At 63.4% G+C, this 20,947-nt stretch carries 15 protein-coding genes, 1 tRNA gene, 1 other RNA gene and 2 pseudogenes; 12 read left to right on the top strand and 7 right to left on the bottom strand.

Going from position 1 to position 20,947, the window contains the following annotated elements:
- Nucleotides 1-110: 110 nt before the first annotated feature.
- The 5 genes and pseudogenes from C936_RS0111185 to C936_RS0111160 form a co-directional block, all read right to left on the bottom strand.
- Nucleotides 111-506, bottom strand: a complete 396-nt coding sequence (locus C936_RS0111185; protein WP_018649540.1) for a hypothetical protein — start codon at nt 504-506, stop codon at nt 111-113.
- A 25-nt stretch (nt 507-531) separates the two neighbouring features.
- A pseudogene (locus C936_RS0111180) lies at nt 532-1,071 on the bottom strand (hypothetical protein); the annotation flags it as partial.
- Entirely contained in the window at nt 975-1,415 is a 441-nt protein-coding gene (locus C936_RS0111175) for a hypothetical protein (RefSeq protein ID WP_018649538.1), read from the bottom strand. The pseudogene C936_RS0111180 and the gene C936_RS0111175, both read right to left, overlap by 97 nt.
- Before the next feature lie 938 nt (nt 1,416-2,353).
- A pseudogene (locus C936_RS14315) lies at nt 2,354-2,881 on the bottom strand (hypothetical protein); the annotation flags it as partial.
- Nucleotides 2,882-2,967: 86 nt separating this feature from the next.
- Nucleotides 2,968-3,414: a hypothetical protein gene (locus C936_RS0111160; protein WP_018649536.1), complete on the bottom strand. Its 447-nt coding sequence runs from the start codon at nt 3,412-3,414 to the stop codon at nt 2,968-2,970.
- A gap of 387 nt (nt 3,415-3,801) precedes the next feature.
- Between C936_RS0111160 and C936_RS0111155 the strand changes: the two genes are divergently transcribed.
- Nucleotides 3,802-6,210: a DNA/RNA helicase domain-containing protein gene (locus C936_RS0111155; protein WP_018649535.1), complete on the top strand. Its 2,409-nt coding sequence runs from the start codon at nt 3,802-3,804 to the stop codon at nt 6,208-6,210.
- 73 nt (nt 6,211-6,283) lie between these two features.
- Here the strand turns inward: C936_RS0111155 and C936_RS0111150 are convergent, their stop codons facing one another.
- Together C936_RS0111150 and C936_RS0111145 are read right to left on the bottom strand one after the other, a co-directional pair.
- Nucleotides 6,284-6,652 (bottom strand): nucleotide pyrophosphohydrolase, encoded by a 369-nt coding sequence (locus tag C936_RS0111150; RefSeq protein ID WP_018649534.1) that lies wholly within the window; start codon nt 6,650-6,652, stop codon nt 6,284-6,286.
- Nucleotides 6,653-6,905: 253 nt separating this feature from the next.
- Entirely contained in the window at nt 6,906-7,808 is a 903-nt protein-coding gene (locus tag C936_RS0111145; RefSeq protein WP_018649533.1) for a complex I NDUFA9 subunit family protein, read from the bottom strand.
- A 265-nt stretch (nt 7,809-8,073) separates the two neighbouring features.
- Between C936_RS0111145 and C936_RS0111140 the strand changes: the two genes are divergently transcribed.
- From C936_RS0111140 to C936_RS0111095, 11 genes are all read left to right on the top strand, one after another.
- Nucleotides 8,074-8,150, top strand: a tRNA-Val gene (locus C936_RS0111140).
- A 136-nt stretch (nt 8,151-8,286) separates the two neighbouring features.
- Entirely contained in the window at nt 8,287-9,849 is a 1,563-nt protein-coding gene (locus C936_RS0111135) for a phospholipase D family protein (protein ID WP_018139209.1), read from the top strand.
- A gap of 37 nt (nt 9,850-9,886) precedes the next feature.
- On the top strand, nt 9,887-10,357 hold the full coding sequence (locus C936_RS0111130; protein WP_018174295.1) for an SgcJ/EcaC family oxidoreductase: 471 nt from the start codon (nt 9,887-9,889) through the stop codon (nt 10,355-10,357).
- 23 nt (nt 10,358-10,380) lie between these two features.
- Entirely contained in the window at nt 10,381-10,938 is a 558-nt protein-coding gene (locus tag C936_RS0111125; protein ID WP_018174296.1) for an RDD family protein, read from the top strand.
- A 133-nt stretch (nt 10,939-11,071) separates the two neighbouring features.
- A complete protein-coding gene (locus C936_RS0111120) occupies nt 11,072-12,076 on the top strand; it encodes a class I fructose-bisphosphate aldolase (RefSeq protein WP_018174297.1) in 1,005 nt (334 codons plus the stop codon).
- A gap of 475 nt (nt 12,077-12,551) precedes the next feature.
- Nucleotides 12,552-14,285 (top strand): thiosulfohydrolase SoxB, encoded by a 1,734-nt coding sequence (gene soxB / locus C936_RS0111115; protein ID WP_018174298.1) that lies wholly within the window; start codon nt 12,552-12,554, stop codon nt 14,283-14,285.
- Nucleotides 14,286-14,381: 96 nt separating this feature from the next.
- On the top strand, nt 14,382-15,476 hold the full coding sequence (gene rlmM / locus C936_RS0111110; protein ID WP_018649531.1) for a 23S rRNA (cytidine(2498)-2'-O)-methyltransferase RlmM: 1,095 nt from the start codon (nt 14,382-14,384) through the stop codon (nt 15,474-15,476).
- An 18-nt stretch (nt 15,477-15,494) separates the two neighbouring features.
- Nucleotides 15,495-15,855: a transfer-messenger RNA gene (ssrA, locus tag C936_RS14705) on the top strand.
- A 54-nt stretch (nt 15,856-15,909) separates the two neighbouring features.
- Nucleotides 15,910-16,329, top strand: a complete 420-nt coding sequence (locus C936_RS0111105; protein ID WP_018649530.1) for a secondary thiamine-phosphate synthase enzyme YjbQ — start codon at nt 15,910-15,912, stop codon at nt 16,327-16,329.
- A gap of 86 nt (nt 16,330-16,415) precedes the next feature.
- Nucleotides 16,416-20,291: a phosphoribosylformylglycinamidine synthase gene (gene purL / locus C936_RS0111100; RefSeq protein WP_018649529.1), complete on the top strand. Its 3,876-nt coding sequence runs from the start codon at nt 16,416-16,418 to the stop codon at nt 20,289-20,291.
- 70 nt (nt 20,292-20,361) lie between these two features.
- Nucleotides 20,362-20,895 carry a PilZ domain-containing protein gene (locus tag C936_RS0111095; protein WP_018174302.1) on the top strand — a complete coding sequence of 178 codons (534 nt, stop codon included), beginning with the start codon at nt 20,362-20,364 and terminating at the stop codon, nt 20,893-20,895.
- Nucleotides 20,896-20,947 lie beyond the last annotated feature (52 nt).

Below are 20,947 nucleotides of genomic sequence, written 5' to 3'. Positions count from 1 at the left end.
AGGGAGAAGCTGGGTGTCCTCTTTCTTTTGATTCTTTTTCAAAAATAGTTCGTTTCTGGAGGCCCGCCCCCGCTATGGACGGTATGTAGCTGTGCGCCAGAGCGCTCCGTCTAGGAGCTGGAAAGCCCCAGGATGACTTGGTAGAAGCGGCGACCTACGTGTAGGAGCAGCGCAAGCGCGATCACAGTGAGCCCAAACCCTGCCGCGACCCAGAACCTCTGCGGATCCCCCTGGGTAGCGTGACCCAGAAGACCCACCACAATCACGACAATCCACGCGCCAGCAAGCTGAAACATCCCCTTCACAAGGACCTGGAAGTGACCGGTGATCCGAAGGTTCTGGATGAAGGTTCGGTTGGACACACCAATCAACAAGGACAGCGCGGTCAGGAGGAACCCCGTCAGTGTCGCCCCAATGGTCGACAAGGTGGTGGCGGTAAGCCTCAGATCCTCATAGGCACCGAAACTATCGTACGAGACGAAGGCGACGGTGAGGGCCACAGCCATAACCGCTAACACCTTAAGCCATGGGCTAATGCAGCGTTTGGCCATCGCCCCCAAGGACCTCAACGATGCAGTTCCACTCTTGCTGGTAGGCGCTGCGCAGTGCGGCATACATGCTCTCCGGAACGGGATAGCGGCCGTCCATAGTGACGCTCACCTTTGATTGTATACGGTCAGCGATCAAGTCGATCGGGTGCACAACCCCATCCTCGATCACATCTGCCTTGATTGTGGTCGCAATTTCGGCCTCCTGGAATGCGGTCATCATCTGCTTGACGCCTTCTCCGAGTCGATGCATTGAGCTGTCGGGGTGGCGGCGATCCGCGGATAGATACAACTTCACATTGGCCGGACCTTTCTGCGCGAGGAGGTCGAGTAACTCTTGATTCCAGTCTCCCGGTGGGTACATTTCAGGAGCTGTCGGACGAGCGAAACTGAGTGATACATTGAGTGGTTCGACTTCCTGGCGCATCAACCGAGCGGCGGCATCTGGGGCCACAATCGGATCGAAGCTGGTGGTCTCGCCGGCACATTCAGTGAGGTACTGAGCCAACTTGGAGGCCCGGCTGCCATGCCCATTGCCCTGAAATACCAAGATCTGTTGGGCAGGGTCATAAAGAAAGAAGTTTTTTCGATCAACCCTTCTTGCTCTGCAAGGTCTAGCGACCGTTCGGCGCCCCCGACCTCACCGGCCTTGGGAATGTCTTGGACGCGAAACTTGGCGAACTCGCCATACTGCTTACCGTTTTGGGAGAAAAAATTTCTCACCTCAAAAACGTATTGATCAATCTCCACGTGTTGGCCATAGCCATTTTCTTCGAATTGTTCCATCACTTCGCTCACGCTTTGATCTGCGTCTCGTCCCTGGCGATTCTTGAAGAAGTCAATATGGTAGTCCCTTATATCAGTCATGGATCCTCCTGGATTGCCTTGGGCCACTGATGAGGCCCTGTTCAATTATCGATCAAAGACGCCTTCGGCCGCGTGCATATCGGTCTACTCATGGAGCATAAGGTCAGAGCGGGTCTTTTGGCCTGGTGCGGCTGAAAGAGGCCCCATTGTGCACGGAACTCTCTTTTTGCGCCGAAGCTGACAGGGCAGGGGAAAGGCAAGATCTGAGCATCTTTATCAGAGTTTCAAGGCTTGGGTGTCTGGTGGGTGGGCCGACGTTGGTGCTCCCATTCTTACCGCCGGATCGTTGATCGATTGAGAAAACGTAGGAGCTGTTTTTCACCGCCCTCTCGTCTTTCAGCCAATCGCTGAGATAGCTCATCTTCTGAGGTTAGCGGGAGGGCGACACGCTCTTTGAGTCTTTCGACATCCGGAGATTCTCGGGGCACGAGCCGGTTGTCGTCGGATATGAGAGCCAAATACTCATTAACGAGGTTGACTGACTCAGTTACCGTTTCACCAAAGGGTCGAAAAGCTTCATACACCCACGACCCTAGTAAGACGCGGGCCTCAAGAAGGGCCGCATCGTACTCACCAGATGCTTTGGCGAGCACATCGAGACGCTTCGCGTAAACCTCACACTCCGACATTACCCGCTGTTCTCGTGGTGTGAAAAGGGGTAATTGCTCGTGGTCTAGATGTGGCTCTTCATTGGGTGAGACTTGGATTCGGAGTCTGGAACAAGCCTTCCATAGTCGGTGACTGCAGGTTACGACCTTCTTTGCTGCCTGAAATCTTTCCCTACCGTTTAGTTCGCGTTTCCACGCCTTGAGTCCGGCTACAGCCGCGATCGCGGTAACTCCCGCAGCCACGGTTACCACTAGGTCTCTCCCAATGGGAAGCCAGGTTTGCAGGCCTTCAACCACAAGGGTCTCCTTTCGTTGGGAGCGTCGCGATGATCATGTTAGGCGCCAGTGGTCGTTGTCCGTGGTGGCCTGGCCGAGGATCTGGAGGGCGGCGAGGACCTGGGTGATCGACTTCGTTGGTTTCCGTTTGAAGTGGCTGGCCAGCGCGTCGGGGGTCTGGGGGCCGATGGCAAGGAGGCGGCGGACGGCTTCGACCTGGTCGGGCATGGATTTGGGCCAGGTGGGCTTTTTGACCGGTTCGGTCGGGGTCTCGGCGGCGGCCTCGGGTTGGGCGTCCAGCGCGGCGGTGGTCTGGGTGGCTTCGGGGGCCTGGTAGTAGGGGCGCAGCCAACGGATGTGGCCCTGGGCTTCTTCGGCGGCGCGTTCGGCGTTGAGGGCGACGAGGCGGCTGAGGAGTTCTTCTTCGGCTTCGGCCTGGTCGGCGGGTTTGTCCGGCAGCGGGGTGGTGGCGCCGGGGCGGCCGACGAGGCGGTCGGCGAGGTCGTTCCAGCCGTAGGCGTCGAAGACGGCGCGGTCGAGGTCGTTGTGCAGTTCGCGCAGCAGGGAGACGAGGTCGGGTTCGGTAGATGACACCGATTTCAGGCCGTGCCGGTCGCTTGGGTGACGCGGAGTGTTCGAGGGCACCAGGCGTGCGGATGTCTGCGCCGTCATCGCCGAGTGCCCTCCAGCAGAAGCTGGTTGGGCGCGGGTTCGCGGAAGAATTCGGCACGGAACTCGCGGCGCGCGCGGATGCGGTGGTTGGTGCATTTGACCATCTGCGCTTCGGAGTCCCAGCTGTCGCAGCCTTCCGGGACCTCATACTGGGCGATGAACGCGCGTTCAAAGGCGCGTTCCCTTCGGGCTTCCGCAGCTTCACGCTGACGGATTGCTTCTTCCCTCCGTTGTTGTTGCTCGAGGCGTTCCTGTTGGCTGCGCAGGCCTTCCAGAGCCGGTTTCACGAGCTGCTCGGTCGCTTCAGACTGGATCACTCCCAGCCGCTCGAGCAGGTTGTTCACGGCTCGGATCTGCATGTGGTAGTGCAAAAGGTAGGCGAGGGCGAGGACGAGCGCGAGGATCAGTACGACCATAAGCAGTTGCTTGGTGCTCCGGTCCATCGTTGGCTCGTCCGAGTGACGCGGTTGTCGTCCCCGTTTACGACGGGGCGGCCCGTCACGGTCGTAATCTCGGTCTGATAGCCCCATCCGTGCAGCTCTCTCGTTGTTTATCCAGTTGTTCGTGGGCTCCTTCGGGGAGACCATACCAATCTTGAGCGAATGGCGCGTGTACGCAGGGGTAGCCGCGATTACTGGAGCAGGGCGGAGTTCGCTAGGATGCTGGGTAGTGAAGGCGTTCATACCAAGGGATGCGGGTGACGAGGGAGAGCGCAGGGGGTAGCGGGCGGCCATGCCGTTGTCTCCGAACGGGTTACATATTGAGCAGACAAGGAGCTCTGTAGTGCGCGCTAGGAGGCAGGGTTTTAGGTGGGGGCAGGGAGCGTCGGGATGCTGATCTATACGGCCGACAAGCGCCGGTTCATCGAGCATGTGCGCGGCAACGAGATCGAGGATCGCATCCTGGCAAGGATGCTGGGTAGCGGGAAGGGCAAGCCCTCGCCCAACGAGATCACGTCCTGGCGCAACTCGATGCAGTACATGGAAAACGTGCTCAGCGTGTCCAGGATCCCGGATGATGCGGGCGTGGCGATCGAATACATGATCCCGCAGACCTCGAAGCGGGTGGACTTCATCCTGACCGGGCGCAACAGCGACGGGCATGACACTGCAGTGATCGTCGAGCTAAAGCAGTGGGAGCATGTGGAGGCGACCGAGAAGGATGCGATTGTGCGGACCTTCGTCGGTGGACGGGAACGCGAAGTCACGCATCCGTCCTACCAGGCGTGGTCCTATGCAGCGCTTCTGGAGGACTATAACGAAACCGTTCAGACCGACAACATCGGTTTGCATCCCTGCGCCTACCTGCACAACAGCATGTCGCTTGCCATCGGGGATGAGCGGTATCACGAGCACCTGGAACGCGCACCGGCCTTTTTGAAGGCGGATACCGAAAAGCTCGCCCGGTTCCTGAGCCAGCATGTGCGCGAGGGCGATGCGAACGACATCCTCTATCGGGTCGAGCACGGCCGCATCCGTCCGTCGAAGTCGTTGGCGGACCATCTGGCATCGTTGCTGCAGGGCAATGCCGAGTTCCTGATGATCGATGACCAGAAGCTGGTTTTCGAGAGCGCGCTCGATCTTTCCGCGATCGCCGATGAACACGGCAAACAGGTGTTCATCGTGCAGGGCGGGCCGGGAACCGGAAAGTCGGTCGTGGCGGTGAACCTGCTAGGGGAACTAACCCGGCAGGGCAAGGTGGCCCAGTACGTGACACGGAATGCGGCCCCCAGGGCGGTATACGAGGCTCGACTGACCGGCACGATGAAGAAGACTCGGATCAGTAACCTGTTCCGAGGTTCCGGTTCCTATCACGAGACGGAGGCGGACACGTTCGACACCCTGATCGTGGACGAGGCCCACCGCCTGAACGAGAAGTCCGGCATGTATCAGAACCTGGGGGAGAACCAGGCCAAGGAGATCATCCGGGCCGCGCGTACGGCCGTGTTCTTCCTGGACGAGGAGCAGCGGATCCACTGGAAGGATATCGGCTCGCGCGAGGAGATCGAACGGTGGGCTAAGGCCGCCGGGGCGACTATCCACTACGCCGAGTTGCGCTCGCAGTTTCGCTGCGCTGGTTCAGACGGCTACCTGGCCTGGCTGGATCAGGCGCTGCAGATCCGGGAGACCGCGAACGAGGATCTGGGCGAACTGGATTACTCGGTCGAGGTGGTTGGGTCGCCCACCGAGCTGCGTGATCGCATCTTCGCGCTGAACGTGGAGGCCAATCGGGCGCGGCTGCTGGCCGGCTACTGCTGGGACTGGGATAGCAAGAAGGACGCGGAGGCGATGGATATCCGGTTCGCGGAGCACAACTTCGCGATGCAGTGGAACCTGGACAAGGACGGGTCCACCTGGATGATCCAGCCGGAGTCGGTGCACCAGATTGGCTGTATCCATACCAGCCAGGGGCTGGAGCTGGATTATGTGGGCGTGATCATCGGGCCGGACCTGATCGTACGCGATGGCGAAGTGATCACGGTTCCGGAGGCGCGTTCAAAGAATGATGCCTCGATTAAGGGTTACAAGAAGGCGTTGAAGGAAAACCCGGACCAGGCGCGCAAGAAGGCCGACCAGATCATCAAGAACACCTACCGCACGCTGATGAGCCGTGGGATGAAGGGGTGCTTGATCTGGTCGGCGGACCCGGAGACCAATGAATACTTCAGCGCGCTTGCGCATCGACACGTTGGAGAGCCTGATGTAGCGGATAGCGACAGCGTCGATGTGGATACGCTGCCGTTCCCGAAACTCGCATTGGAGGAGGTCGAGCCTTTCGAGAATGCGCTTCCGGTGGTTACGTTCAAGGCGGCTGCGGGCGGCTTCAGCGAACTGCAGAACGTTGAACAGAACCCGGAGGCCTTCGATTGGGTGACACCGCCCGACTTCATCGCACTCAAGCCAGGCATGTTTATCGCCCAAGTGGTCGGTGAATCGATGAACCGCCGGATTCCGGATGGGGCGTGGTGCCTGTTCGCTCCGCCTGGGGGCGGTACCCGAGAGGGCAAGATCGTACTCGTGCAGCACCGCGACATCGATGATCCGGACACCGGCGCCAGTTTCACCATCAAGCGCTACCACAGCGAGAAAACCACTGACCCGGATACGGAGTGGCGCCACGCACGGATCATTCTCAAGCCGGAGTCCAGGCTTCCGGGGTATCAGCCGATTGTGCTGGAGGAAGATGCGCTTTCCGAGCTCGTTGTGGTGGGCGAATATATCGGTCAGCTCGATAGTTAAGGGGCGTTCGTCCAGGCTGCTGGATCCTGCCGCGCGGTCGCCTCAATCGTGTGGTTCTCCTGAGTGACGGTGGTCAGAGCTCCGAGTATTTTCGGGCGTTGCCGTGCGCTTTTTCCACGGGATACTTCCGCGCGTTCATCTCCAACTTGTCGCTGGCAGCTTGCACCAAGTCGATATCTAGCTTGCGCGCCAGGAGCAGCAGGTAGATCTGTACGTCTGCGATCTCTTGCGTGACCGCCTCGCGTACGTCGCCGGACAGATCCCGCGACTGTTCCTGAGTTAACCATTGGAAATGCTCAATGAGTTCACCAACCTCGCCGGCGAGCGCCATCGACAGGTTCTTCGGCGAGTGGAACTGGGCCCAGTCGCGCTCCTCAACGAACGTCTCTACCCGGGAAGCCAGCTCTTCTAGGCTCTGTGTACCGTTCGATTCTGCGTTCATCTTCGCTCCTCAGACTGCTGGTCGTGGTCTGGGCATCCTAACGGATTCACTCACCTGCTGACTGAGGGCCATCCGGTGCCATTTATGCCCCGCTCTTCGCTTCGTTGCGGCCGGGAAGACGAGGGGCCACAAATATGTGGGAGCGTGCTTGCACGCGAAGCCCTTGACTGTTTCTGGCTTTGGCTGGGGCTACACCTGCAAACAGGCCCCTACAGGGGGAGGAGGAATCGTGGGGTGATTTCTTTGGGTGAGATTAGTGGGCGGGCAGGCAGTCGGGCAGGGATTGTTCGAACGAGTGGGGTGTGATGCCCAGGTCGGCGAAGGTGCCGAAGGCGGGGTTGGCGACGTTGTCCTGTTGCATCAGGTAGAGCTGGTCGCGGGTCAGGGGTGGGTTGGGGAGTAGCGATCCCACGGCGGCCAGGGCGTGCCAGACGGTGAATGGTATGGGCAGCATGGGGCGTTTGCGGCCCAGGTGCGTGAGGACCAGGCTCACGATCTGGCGATAGGTGAGGATGTCCGGGCCGCCGAGTTCGTAGATGGAGTGTGTGGGCGGCTGGTCTGCGCACAGGCTTGCGAGGGCGCGGGCGATGTCGGTGACGTGTACCGGTTGCAGGCGGGTGCTGCCGCGACCGAACAGGGGGATGACCGGCAGTGGGGCGAGTCCGGCCAGGTTGCGCACAAAGGCGTCGTCCGGGCCGAAGAGGACACTGGGGCGAACGATAATGGCGTTGGGGTGTTCGCGGAGTATGGCCGCTTCGCCTTCGGCTCGGGCGCGGATGTACGGGGAGGGCGAGCGGCTGTCGGCGCCGATGCCGGAGATCTGTACGAGGCGCTCCAGGCCCGCCTTGTGGGCCGCGCGGGCGAGACGTGCGGCGCCTTCGACGTGGATGGTGGTGAAGCGTAGGTCGCGTTGCTCGACGTACAGGCTGACGGCGTTGATGACGCCCCTGGCGCCTTCCACGGCGCGGGCGACATCGGCATCGTCCCGTATGTCGGCGCGGCAGTGCTCCAGTTGAGGGTGATTTTGCAGGGAGTCGGGTAGCGCCGGGTGGCGGGAGGCGATGCGCACAGGGTGTCCGGCGTCGAGCAGTTCGTGGACGGTTGCGCGGCCGAGGAAGCCGGTGCCGCCGAATACCGTGATCAGGTCCGGGCGCATGGTGGGCCCCCTTTTAATGGATGAGATCGCGCCGGGATGCGCGCGTGGACGGGTCTGTCAGACCGCCTGGCTATAAGACTGTGGCGAAGGGTGAAGTATCCCTAAGGCACTGTGTGGTTCTGCGCTGATGCCGTTGGGGTGCTGCCGGCGAGCGGCTGTGTCATTCAGGGCGGGCGCAGCGGGGTAGTGCGGCGGTAATACAGTGCGTTACAAAGGGCTTTGACAGGGGGCGGGGAGCGCGTAGAATACGCGGCTCGAAGACGACAGGCGCGTAGCTCAGTTGGTTAGAGCACCACCTTGACATGGTGGGGGTCGTTGGTTCGAGTCCAATCGCGCCTACCAGTATTTTGAGAAAGCGAGCCAGGGTCTCCCGGCTCGCTTTTTTGTTTTGGGGATACGGACCATGGAAAGGTTCGCAGGGTGGGTACATGCTTGCGGTATGGGTGCTTCGTTGGGGGCGGGTGTCGAACATCTGCGAATGAACGCGCGTACGTTGCTTCAGCCGCTGGTCGCGGCGTTGCTGCTGGCGTTTCTGGCGGCGTGTACCCCGATGCAGCCGGCGTCGGACCGGGTGGACCGTACCCCGCAGGCGCCAGCGGTGCAGGGCGAGCTGGCCACCTGGCTGGATACGCTGCCGGCGGTCGAGGAAGGGCAGACGGGGTTCCGGCTGCTGGATACCGGGGCGGAGGCCTTTCAGTGGCGGGTGCAGAGTGCGCGCAAGGCGCAGGAACGCATCCATATCCAGTACTACATCTGGCGCGATGACGTGGCCGGTCGCACGCTGCTCGGGGAGCTGCTGGATGCGGCGGACCGGGGCGTGGCGGTGTCGCTGTTGCTGGACGACATGGATTTGCGCGGCAGTGATGACCTGCTGGCCGCGGTCAATCAGCATCCCAATATCGAGGTTCGCGTGTTCAACCCGTTTCGTACGCGCCGGGGTGCGGTGCGTGCGGGGGTGGAGTTTGTCTTTCGTGGCAGCGATCTGAATCGCCGTATGCACAACAAGGCCTGGGTGGTCGACGGGCACCTGGCGATCATCGGCGGGCGCAACATCGGCGACGAGTATTTCGAGGTCAGCCCGTATTACAACTTCACGGATCTGGATCTGGTGATGGTCGGCCCGCTGGCGACGGAGGTCGATCATTCGTTCGTGGAGTACTGGAACAGCCGCGCGGCGATCGATCTGCGGCGGATGCGTCGGGTGGAGCAGGACCCGGAGAAGCTCGCGCGCCACCGGGAGAAGCTCGACGCCTGGCTGGCCGAGCACCAGGAACATCCGCTGCTGACACTGGAGCCACTGAATGGTGTGCCCCTCGCCGAGCCGATTGATGATGCCGGGGCTTACACCTGGACGGACCAGGCCAAGCTGGTCGTGGATGACGTTGGCAAGGCCAAGGGCTACGAGCATATCCGGGACGGGGTCGCCGAGGCGGTGGCACGGCGGCTGGATGCGGTCGAGCACGAGTTGTTGATGATCTCGCCGTACTTTGTGCCGCGGCGGGATGGCACGGCGCAGCTGATCGCGATGCGCGAGCGGGGGGTGCGGGTGAGTGTGCTGACAAACTCCCTGGCGGCGAACGACGTGGCCTTTACCCACAGCGGCTACTCGCGCCGCCGTCCCGCATTGCTGGAGGCCGGGGTGGAGCTGCACGAGTTGCGCCCGACTGCGCTGCCGCCACGCGCAGCCGCGGATCGCGAGATGGGGATTGGCTCCTCGCATGCGAGCCTGCATACCAAGGCGCTGATCATCGATCGCGAGGAGGGATTCGTCGGCTCGTTCAATCTGGACCCGCGCTCGCGCTATACCAACACCGAACTGGGCGTGTTCCTGCGCGAGCCGGAGATCGTCCAGGAGCTGCTGGAGCTGTACGAACACAGCACCCGGCCGGAGCTGGCGTATCAGGTTCGGCTGGACGACGAGGGCTGGCCGATCTGGACGGACGACGAGGGCACGCTTTACCGCACCGATCCGAAGGCGGGCATCTGGCGGCGCTTCTTGTCCGGGATTACGCGACTGGCGCCAGTGGAGCCGCTCCTGTAAACAGGGGCCTGTCTTGCCGTTCACTATAGGAGTTGTCATGTCCAGAAAACTGCTCTCGCTTCTCGCCCTTCCGTTGGCCGCGCTGATCTCCACCGCAGGTGCCGATGAAGGTGAAATCCAGCGCATCCTGGAGGCCAAGGAGGCGGCCTGGGAGGCCGGTGATGGCGAGGCCTGGGCGCGGGACTATCAGGAAGACGCGGGGCTCGTGAACCTGTTCGGCACGCGCTTTGATGATCGCGCGACGAATGCCAAGCGGCATACCGAGGTCCTGCAGGGGCCGTTTGCGGGCAGCTCGTTGAGCGTGGATGTCCAGGATATTTCGATGCTGAGCGAAGACACGGCGTTCGCCGAGGCCGTGCTGCGGGTGTCGGATATCGAGTCGATGCCGGCCGGGTTGCCGGATCGTGGGGATGGCGTGCTGTACACCCGCATGAGCTTTCTGCTCGAGCGGGATGATCACCACGGCTGGCAGATCCGGTTCGGGCATAACACGGTCGTGCATCCGTAGGGCTGTAGTGTCAGGGGGGTTACATGGAATGTAAGGCATGCGGGCGGGACAACCCGCCCGAGGCGCGCTACTGCAATGGCTGTGGAGCGGATCTGGTCGAGGTGGCCGCAGCGTCGCCGGCGCACGCCGGGCCGCCGGAGGATCGCGCCGCCTTTGGCGGGTTCTGGCGGCGTGTGCTGGCCACCCTGTTCGACATGGTGGTGATCGGGGTGCCGCAGATCGTGGCGCAGATGGTGATCAGCCCGGAGACGATGGCACCCAAGGGGCCGGAGCCCGAGCTGATGGCGGCCGATATCGTCTGGATGCTGATCAACATCCTGGTGGCCTGGCTGTACTGGGCGGGGATGCACAGCTCCCGCTACCAGGCGACGGTCGGCAAGATGGCGGTGGGGCTGCGTGTGGTCGACTATCACGGCGAGCGCATTACCTTCATGCGCGCGACAGGACGCTATCTCGCGGAGATCCTTTCGGGCCTGCTGTTCGGGATCGGCTACCTGATGGTGGCGTTTACCCGCCGCCGCCAGGGTCTGCACGACCTGATCGCCGAGACGTTCGTCGTGCGCAAGGAGTGGCTGAACTAGGCCACTGCTGTGGTAACGGCAGCGACGGTTTGTGAACCGCTCCCGGGCGTTGGGAGTCCGTATGGAAGAACCCCGAGTGGGGAACTAGTCTCCAACGGAAATCCATACGGGTACCCCCGCCCAAGGAGCAGAGATGAAAATCGACACACTGATCGAGACGGCCGAGGCCATGGTGGCCCCCGGCAAGGGCATTATTGCCATCGACGAATCCACCAGCACGATTGCCAAGCGATTCGAAGCGGTGGGCGTGGAGAACACCGAGGAGAATCGCCGAACCTACCGCGAGCTCCTGCTCACCACACCGAAGCTGAACGAATACATCTCCGGCGCCATCCTCTACGACGAGACCCTTCGCCAGTCCACGCGCGACGGCAAGCCGTTTGTGGATGTGATGCGCGAGGCGGGCATCCTGCCCGGCATCAAGGTGGATACGGGCGCCAAGGACCTGGCGGGGTTCCCCGGCGAGAAGGTTACCGAGGGCCTGGACGGGCTGCGCGAGCGCCTGCAGGAATACGCCCGGATGGGTGCGAAGTTCGCCAAGTGGCGCGCCGTCATCACCATCGGCGAGACCATGCCCACCGATACCTGCATCGAGGCCAATGCGCATGCGCTGGCCCGGTATGCGGCGCTTTGCCAGGAGCAGGGGCTGGTGCCGATCGTGGAGCCCGAGGTGCTGATGGACGGCGATCACGACATCGAGACCTGCTATGGCGTAACAGAGGCGACGCAGCGGGCGGTGTTCAGCGCGCTGTACGAGCATCACGTGTTGCTGGAAGGCACGATCCTGAAGGCCAGCATGGTGATCCCCGGCAAGGACTGCCCGGAGCAGGTGGGTGTGGACGATGTCGCCCACGCAACGCTTCGCTGCCTTGCCTCCGCGGTGCCCGCAATCCTCCCCGGTATTGTGTTCCTGTCGGGCGGGCAGAGCGACGCGGATGCAACTGCGCACCTGGATGCAATGAATCGCATTGGGGGCACGCCCTGGCCGCTCTCGTTCTCCTACGGCCGCGGCATGCAGCAGGCCGCGATGAAGCTGTGGGGCGAGGACATGCAGGCGAATTTCGAGAGCGCGCAGAAGACGGTATACGAGCGTGCCCGCGACAATGGCCTGGCCGCGGAGGGCAAGTACGCGACCTAGGGCGTGCGGGTCACGATGGGCGGGTGCAACCTGGAACCTGCGGCGTAGTTGATCTGAATCAATTCCCGCCGGGTTCCAGGTTCATAGACTGTAGCTGCCGGGCATGGGTCGGTCGGCGAGGGCACAAGGATCAGCGCTGTCGGCGCCGTGCCCCCGTATCGATTCCTCCGGCGGTGTATGTCGCGTCTTGGCCTGTTACCCCTAGGGTGACAGGCCTTTTTTGTGACCTGCGTTGTGGCTCTGGCAGGCTCCCGGAGCATTTTTTTGTCAGCGCAGATCGGATTGGAATGGGTTCGATTTTTATACGATCCCGCGCGAACTCGCGGTAACTCCGGTAGGCTGCGCACCCGATGACGACCAGGCCGATGGAACAAAATTGGCCGAAGCACGTCCGGAATAACCGGGAAGAGGACCGGAACAGGTCCAGCTAGAAATTGCGGTTTATCCAATTCAAACCACCAATAGGAGCCAGTCAATGAATCTGACTCGGAGAGAATTCCTGCAGGCCATGGCCGTGGCGAGCGCCGCCGGCTTCTCGATGAATGCCTGGGCCGGCGAGAAGGGATCGTGGAAGCCCCTGAGCAGCGAGATGTACGACATCCCGAAATTCGGCAATGTCTCGTTCATGCACTACACCGACTGCCACGCGCAGCTGAAGCCGATCTACTTCCGCGAGCCGAACGTGAACATTGGCGTGGGCGACATGAAGGGCAAGCCGCCGGTGCTGGTGGGCAACGAGCTGCTCGAGTGGTTCGGTATCAAGCCCGGTACGCCGATGGCACATGCCATCACCCATCTCGACTACGTCGACGCGGCGGAGAAGTACGGCCGTATGGGCGGTTTCTCGCACCTGTCCACGCTGGTCAAGAAGTTGCGCGCCGACCGGCCGAACTCGTTGATGCTGGACGGTGGCGATACCTGGCATGGTTCTGCGGTGTCCCTGTGGGACGACGGTCAGGACATGGTCGATGCCCAGAAACTGCTGGGTGTGGACATCATGGTCGGCCACTGGGAGTTCACTTTCGGGGACGACCGCGTGATGGAGATCGTCGAGAACGACTTCAAGCCGAACGGCATCGACTTCCTGGCGCAGAACATCGAGGACCGTGACTGGGGCGACCCGGTGTTCGAGCCCTACACCATCCGCGAGATGAACGGTGTGCCGGTGGCGGTGATTGGTCAGGCCTTCCCGTACACCTCGGTGGCCAACCCGAGCTACATGTTCCCGGACTGGAGCTTCGGCATCCGTGACGAGCACATGCAGCGCATGATCAACGAGTGCCGCGAGAAGGGCGCGAAGGTGGTCGCGATCCTGTCGCACAACGGCATGGTCACGGACATGGAAATGGCCCGCAACCTGGAAGGCGTGGACGTGATCATGGGTGGCCACACCCACGACCCGATCCCGGGTGCGGTCGAGATCGAAAACGCCGGTGGCGACATCACGCTGGTGACCAACGCGGGCTCGAACGGCAAGTTCCTGGGCCTGCTGGACCTGGATGTCGGCGAGAGCGGCGTGCGCGACTACAAGTTCCACATGCTGCCGGTGTTCTCCAACCTGCTGGATGCCGATCCAGAAATGGAAGAGCATGTGAAGAAGGTCCACCAGCCGTATGAGGACAAGCTCAACGAAGAGCTCGCGGTGACCGACGGCGTGCTGTACCGCCGTGGCAACTTCAACGGGACCTTTGACGAGGTGATCCTGGATGCACTGCGCGAGAAGCTGGATGCCGAGGTCGCGCTGTCCCCGGGCTTCCGCTGGGGTGTGAGTGTCCTGCCGGGTCAGCCGATCACCTTCGAGGAGGTGATGAGCCAGACCGTGACCACGTACTCCGAGGTCCAGCGTAACGAGATGACCGGCGAACAGCTGAAGAACACGCTGGAAGACGTGGCCAACTCGATCTTCAACTCCAACCCGTATCACCACCGCGGTGGCGACATGGTCCGTACGGGCGGGATCAAGTACACGATTGATCCGCACGAGTCCATGGGTTCGCGTATCAGCGACCTGGAGATCAATGGCGAACCGATCGACATGGACAAGAACTATGTCGTGGCCGGCTGGGCGAACGTGCACGAGCCGCTGGATTCCGAGCCGGTCTGGGAACTGGTCGCGGACTATCTGCGCGAGAAGGGTACGGTCGAGGTCAGCAAGCCTTATCTGCCGAAGCTGAAAAACGTCGAAGGCGATCCGGGCCTGGAGATCTAATCCCGACCGTGGATTGGTGACCCGGATGTTCGGTCCGGTTACCCTCGAAGCCGCCTCACCCCTCTCGGGTGTGGCGGCTTTTTTCATGGAGGGGACATGGTGGCGATCGAGGCGACGGCGTCCGAACTGCTGTTTTACTGCCGCCCGGGTTTCGAGCCCGACCTGATTGCCGAGCTGACGGAGCGGGCGGCGGAGGCGGGTATGGCCGCCTATCCGCGTGCGAAGCCCGATACCGGATTTGTACGCTTTGTCCCGGCGGATGGCCATCTAGTGGGGCTGGCTGCGGCACTGCCACTGGATGAATTGATTTTTGCCCGGCAGCGGCTGGTGGCGCTGCACCCACTGGAACGGCTGAGCCGAGAGGATCGAGTGACGCCGATCCTGGATCAGCTTCAGTTGACGGGGATCTGCTTCGACTCGCTGTGGCACGAGTGCCCGGACACCAACGAGGGCCAGTCACTGGTTCGGCTGGCGCGCGCCCTGGATCGACCCTTGCAGGCCGTGTTGCGCAAGCGCGGCCTGCTGGTCCCGGATGCGGCCGGGTTGCGGGCGCACCTGTTCTGGTCCGCTGGCGACCGGGTACAGATTGCGTTCTCCCGGCCGGGAGAACGCAGCGACTGGCCGGAGGGCAAGCCGCGCCTGCGGGCGGCGTCCGACGCGCCCAGCCGCTCCGCGCTGAAGCTGGAAGAGGCCTGGCACACATTTATCCCGGCGGAGCAGTGGCCGGAGCGACTGGCCGAGGGCATGCAGGCCGTGGATCTGGGGGCCGCTCCGGGCGGCTGGACCTGGCAGCTGGTGCGGCGCGGGATGCATGTGCATGCCGTGGACAACGGCCCGATGGACGAGCGGTTGATGGCGACCACCCAGGTGGAGCATCACCGCGAGGATGCCTTTGTCTGGGAACCGCCGAATCCGGTGATCTGGCTGGTATGCGATATCGTGGACAAGCCGGCACGTGTTGCGGCGCGCATGGGGGACTGGCTGGAAAGACAGTGGTGCCGCGAGGCGATCTTCAACCTGAAACTGCCGATGAAGAAACGCTGGCAGACCGTGCGGGACTGTCTGGAACACCTGGATGAACGGCTGAGCGACGCGGGGCTGGCTTATGAGGTCCGGGCACGACAGCTGTATCACGATCGGGAGGAGGTCACCGTGCATATTCGTCTGGTCGGGGAACCCTTGGCGCGGTAGACTGTCTGTGTACTGTAAGGGGGCGACTTGGATTCGACGCGGGTCGCGAAACCTGAGGTGCATGCCGAGGATGTGGTGAGCCTCGTAAAAATCACTGCAAAAAAATAGTTGCCAACGACGACAACTACGCACTCGCCGCTTAAAAACCGGTAGATGCCGTCCGACTGGAGCCGTGCTTGTGCGTCCAGTATCGGGCGTCGACTCTCACAAGCTCGTGGTGAAGCGCGCCCGGCGTGGATCCATTAAAACTAAACCGGGATCGCCAGTTGTTTTCCCTGCCTGTCGGGTAGCGGCTGGTTAAACTCAAAGACAGAATAAGCATGTAGAGCCGAAGGCGGAGGGCCTGCGGACGCGGGTTCGATTCCCGCCGCCTCCACCAAATTAGCAAGTCCAATCAAGCGCCTTCGGGCGCTTTTTTGTTGGAGAGCCGGGTATGGCCGTGCATCAGGACAGCTTTCGCGTACGCACCGAGGGGCGGGGCACGATCAACATCACGCGCCAGATCGACGAGATCGTGGCCGCCAGCGGGATCACTACCGGTACCTTCCATGTCTTTCAGCACCACACCAGTGCCTCGTTGTTGGTGACCGAAAACGCCGATCCCGATGTCCGTCATGACCTGGAGACCCTGATCGCGCGCATGGCTCCGGACGGCGATCCCGCTTACCGGCATGACATGGAAGGCGACGACGACATGGCCGCCCATGCCCGCGCGATGCTGACCCACAATGACCTGACCGTCCCGGTCGGGATGGGCCGGCTGGTCCTGGGTACCTGGCAGGGCCTGTTTCTGTGGGAGCACCGCTACGCCGCCCACACGCGCACGCTGACCGTAACGGTCCACGGAGAGTGATCCAGTAGGCGGGCGGCGGTCCCGGCCCGGCGCCGGGTCCGGTACAATGCGCAGCCTTTGTCATCTCCGGGTATCGAGGAAGCGCAATGCGGTTTGTGGAAGGGGGTATCGCCGTCTCGCCATTTCGGCTGCGGGCACTGGAAGCCGGCCTGCGGGCGAGTGTCCCTGACGCGGGTCCGCTCGCGGCGCGGTTTGTGTATTTCATCGAGCCCCGGCGCCGCCTGACGGCGGAAGAAGACGCGATCCTGGACCGCCTGTTGTCCGAGGGCGAGGCCTGGCGCGCGCCGGACTTCGAGATCCAGCGCGAACTGGTGGTCATCCCGCGTTTCGGCACGATCAGCCCGTGGTCGTCCAAGGCCACCGAGATCGCACACCATGCCGGCCTCGAGGAGGCCGTCGTGCGGATCGAGCGCGGCATCCACTGGCAGATCGGCGGGCAGGGGGCCAAAGGCGCGGCCCTCGAGGCGCTCGGCGATGTCCTGCACGACCGGATGACCGAGACCGTGATCGAGGATCCGGCGGAGGCCGCGCGGCTGTTCCAGACCGAGACGCCGCGCTCGCTGGGCCGTGTAGAGCTGGGCGATGACCCGCGCCGGGCGCTGGAAGCCGCCAATGTCGATCTGGGTTTGGCGCTCTCGCCGGACGAGATCGAATATCTCGCGGATGGGTACGCGGCGCTCGGGCGCGCGCCCACCGACGCCGAACTGATGATGTTCGCCCAGGCGAACTCCGAACACTGCCGCCACAAGATCTTCAACGCCGCCTGGATCCTGGATGGCGAGGCGGACGAACGCACGCTGTTCGGGATGATCCGCAGTACCCACCAGAAACATCCGGAGCGTGTGCTGTCGGCCTACAGCGACAATGCCTCGGTGATCGCCGGGCATGCGGGCATCCGCCTGATGCCGGATGCGATCAGCGGCGAGTATCAGCGCGAATCGCTGGATCTGCCGATCCTGATGAAGGTGGAAACCCACAACCACCCGACCGCGATCTCGCCGTTCCCGGGTGCCGCCACAGGCTCGGGCGGCGAGATCCGCGACGAGGGGGCCACCGGACGGGGCTCCAAGCCCAAGGCGGGGCTGACCGGCTTTACCGTCTCCAATCTCCAGATCCCGGAGTTGCCGCAGCCGTGGGAGCATGATTTTGGCCGGCCGCAACGGATCGAGAGCGCGCGCCAGATCATGCTGGACGGCCCGATCGGCGCCGCTGCGTTCAACAACGAATTCGGACGCCCGGCGCTGGCGGGATACTTCCGCACCTTCGAGATGGCCCTGCCGCGCCCGGACGGGAGCGAGGCCCTGTACGGCTACCACAAGCCGATCATGCTGGCCGGCGGCCTGGGGTCGATCCGCGGCGAACATGTGCACAAGCAGGATGTACCCCCGGGTACGCCGATCGTGGTGCTGGGCGGCCCGGCGATGCTGATCGGCCTGGGTGGCGGGGCGGCGTCGTCAATGGCCAGCGGCGCCAGCGCCGAGCAGCTTGATTTCGCCTCGGTGCAGCGGGGCAATCCGGAGATGGAGCGGCGCTGTCAGGAGGTGATCGATCGCTGCACCGCGCTGGGGGTGCAGAACCCGATCCGTTCGATCCATGACGTGGGTGCGGGTGGACTGTCCAACGCCATTCCCGAGATCCTCGACGATGCCGGGCGCGGCGGCGTGATCGAGATGCGGGAGGTCCCGACCGCCGAGCCGGGCCTGTCGCCGATGGAGCTGTGGTGCAACGAGGCGCAGGAACGCTACGTGCTGGCCGTGGACGACGGCCGTCTGGAGACCTTCCGTATGCTGGCCGAGCGCGAGCGGGCGCCGTTCGCGGTCGTCGGTCGCGCCACCGAGGAAGGCCACCTGAAGGTCGAGGACCGGCTGTTCCACGAGCCGCCCGTGGACATGCCGATGGGCATGCTGCTCGGCAAGACGCCGCGCATGACGCGCGAGGACCGTCGCACGGCACCGCCGGCTACCGACTTTGACGCGGTCGCTTGCCCGCTGGATGAGGCGGTCCGCCGCGTGCTGCAGGTACCTGCGGTAGCGGCCAAGCACTTCCTGATCACGATCGGTGATCGCAGCGTGGGCGGGCTGGTCGCGCGCGACCAGATGGTGGGCCCGTGGCAGGTGCCGGTGGCCGACTGCGCGGTCACGCTGACCGACTTCGAGGGCTATACCGGCGAGGCGATGGCCATGGGCGAGCGCACGCCGCTGGCGATCCTCTCCGGCCCCGCCTCGGGGCGCATGGCCATTGGCGAGGTCGTGACCAATATGGCCGCCGCCGATATCGACAGTACCGAGATGATTCGGCTGTCGGCCAACTGGATGGCCGCCGCCGGTGTCTCCGGCGAGGACGCCAACCTGTTCGATACCGTGCGCGCGGTGGCCGAGGATGTCTGCCCGGGCCTGGGCATTTCCATCCCGGTGGGCAAGGATTCGCTGTCGATGCGTACGGTCTGGGAGACCGCCGAGGGCGAGGCGCGGGACATGTACTCGCCGGTCTCGCTGATTGTCTCGGGCTTTGCCCCGGTCGCCGACGTCCGGCGCAGCGTGACGCCCGAGCTGAATCCGGGTGCGGACTCGACCCTGTGGCTCATTGACCTGGGCGAGGGGAACACGCGCATGGGCGGCTCGGCGCTGGCCCAGGCCTGGGGGCATATCGGGTGCGAGACACCGGATCTGGTCGATGTGGCGCGCCTGCGCGGCTTCTTTGACGTGATCACGGGGCTACGCCGCAAGGGTTTGCTGGCCGCGTACCACGATCGGTCCGATGGCGGCCTGTTCACGACGCTTGCGGAGATGGCTTTCGCCGGTCGTTGCGGGCTGGAGGTCACGGTGCCCGACGATCACCGTGCACAGGAGTGGTTGTTCAACGAGGAACTGGGCGCGGTCGTGCAGCTGGCCCCGGGGGCCGAGGCGGTGCTGCGTGACGGGCTGAACGCCGTGGGCCTGGGCGCGCACCTGCACCGGGTCGCGACCGTGCGCGCGGATGACCGCGTGCTCGTGCGCCAGGGACCGAAGGATTTGCTGGAGACGACGCGGGCGCAGTTGCAGGGCGAGTGGCAGGCAACCTCGGCCGCGATGCAGCGGCTGCGCGACGACCCGGAGTGTGCCGAAGAGGAGTTCTCGCGTGTCGACAACGATGGCGGCCTGACCGCGCGCCTCGGGTTCGACCCGGCGGAGGATATCGCCGCGCCCATGATCGCGACCGGTGAGCGGCCACGCGTGGCGATTCTGCGCGAGCAGGGGGTGAACGGCCAGCTGGAGATGGCGGCGGCATTCGAGCGTGCGGGGTTTCAGCCGGTGGATGTCCACATGACGGACCTGCTCTCGGGACGGAGGGCGCTGGACGAGATGCAGGGCCTCGCGGTCTGTGGCGGATTTTCCTACGGGGATGTGCTCGGCGCCGGGGGCGGCTGGGCCCAGACCATCCTGAACCACGCGGCGTTGCGCGATCAGTTTCAGGCCTTCTTCGACCGCGCCGACAGCTTTACGCTCGGGGTCTGCAATGGCTGCCAGATGCTGTCCCATCTGGCCCCGCTGATTCCCGGGGCGGATCACTGGCCGCGCTTTGTGCGTAATCGCTCGGAGCAGTTCGAGGCCCGGTTGTCACTGGTCCGGGTGGAGCCGGGCCCCTCGGTCCTGCTGGACGGTATGGGTGGATCCCTGCTGCCCGTGGTGGTCTCGCACGGGGAGGGCCGCGTGCACTATCGGGACGAGGTCCCGGTGCACGACCAGGCGGCGCTGCGCTACGTGGAGGCGGACGACACGCCGGCCACCCACTACCCGGCGAACCCCAATGGCTCCCCGGGCGGCGCCACCGGTTTCACTTCGCAGGACGGCCGTGCCACGATCATGATGCCGCACCCGGAACGGGTGTTCCGGACCGTGCAGCACAGCTGGCACCCACAGGACTGGGGTGAAGACGGCCCCTGGATGCGGTTGTTCCGTAACGCGCGTGTGTTCGTGGCCTGATCGTCTATAAGCGTCTGTACAAACCGCGCAAGCGGCGGGAACGCACCCTGCCGGTAAATCAGGAGGTCCGATGACGGCGAGCGAATGGAGCGAGTACCTGGGGGATGATCTGCGAGTGAGCAGTGCGCTCGCGGTCGGCCCATCGGAGCGCGCCTTGACGGACCCGGGGCTCGCACAGCGCCTGATCGAAAGCCTGGACCTGTTCGACGACACTCACCCGCGCTCGATCCCGCACGAGGACGAGACCGCACCCGAGATCCAGCGCCTGGAGCACAAGCTGGACCTGCTGCTGCATCTGGTGGCCGAATCGCTGCACCCGGAGCGTCCGGCACCCGTGGAGGCGACCTTGTCGCGCCACGGGATTGTACTGCCAGCGGGCACTGTACCCGAGGACTGTGATCGTCTGGAGATCTATCTCAGCCGGCTGTTGCCGCAGCCTTGCGTGCTGGGTGTCGAGAGTCCGACAACGGCTGGAGACGTACAGCTGATGCGGTGGATGGGCATGGAAGACACCCTCAGAGAGGCCCTTGGACGCTGGATTTTTCGCCTCCATCGGCGCGAGATTGCCGACAAACGACAGAAAGTTGACGCCGGTCACAACTAGCCGGATACTGAGACGCTCATCACACCTTTGTATGGGTCGACTTTGGACCCTG

The organism is Thioalkalivibrio sp. ALJ4 (assembly GCF_000377225.1).
Classification (GTDB): domain Bacteria; phylum Pseudomonadota; class Gammaproteobacteria; order Ectothiorhodospirales; family Ectothiorhodospiraceae; genus Thioalkalivibrio.
Note: the sequence above shows the minus strand (reverse complement) of the source record. Positions and strands in the feature narration are given on the sequence as shown.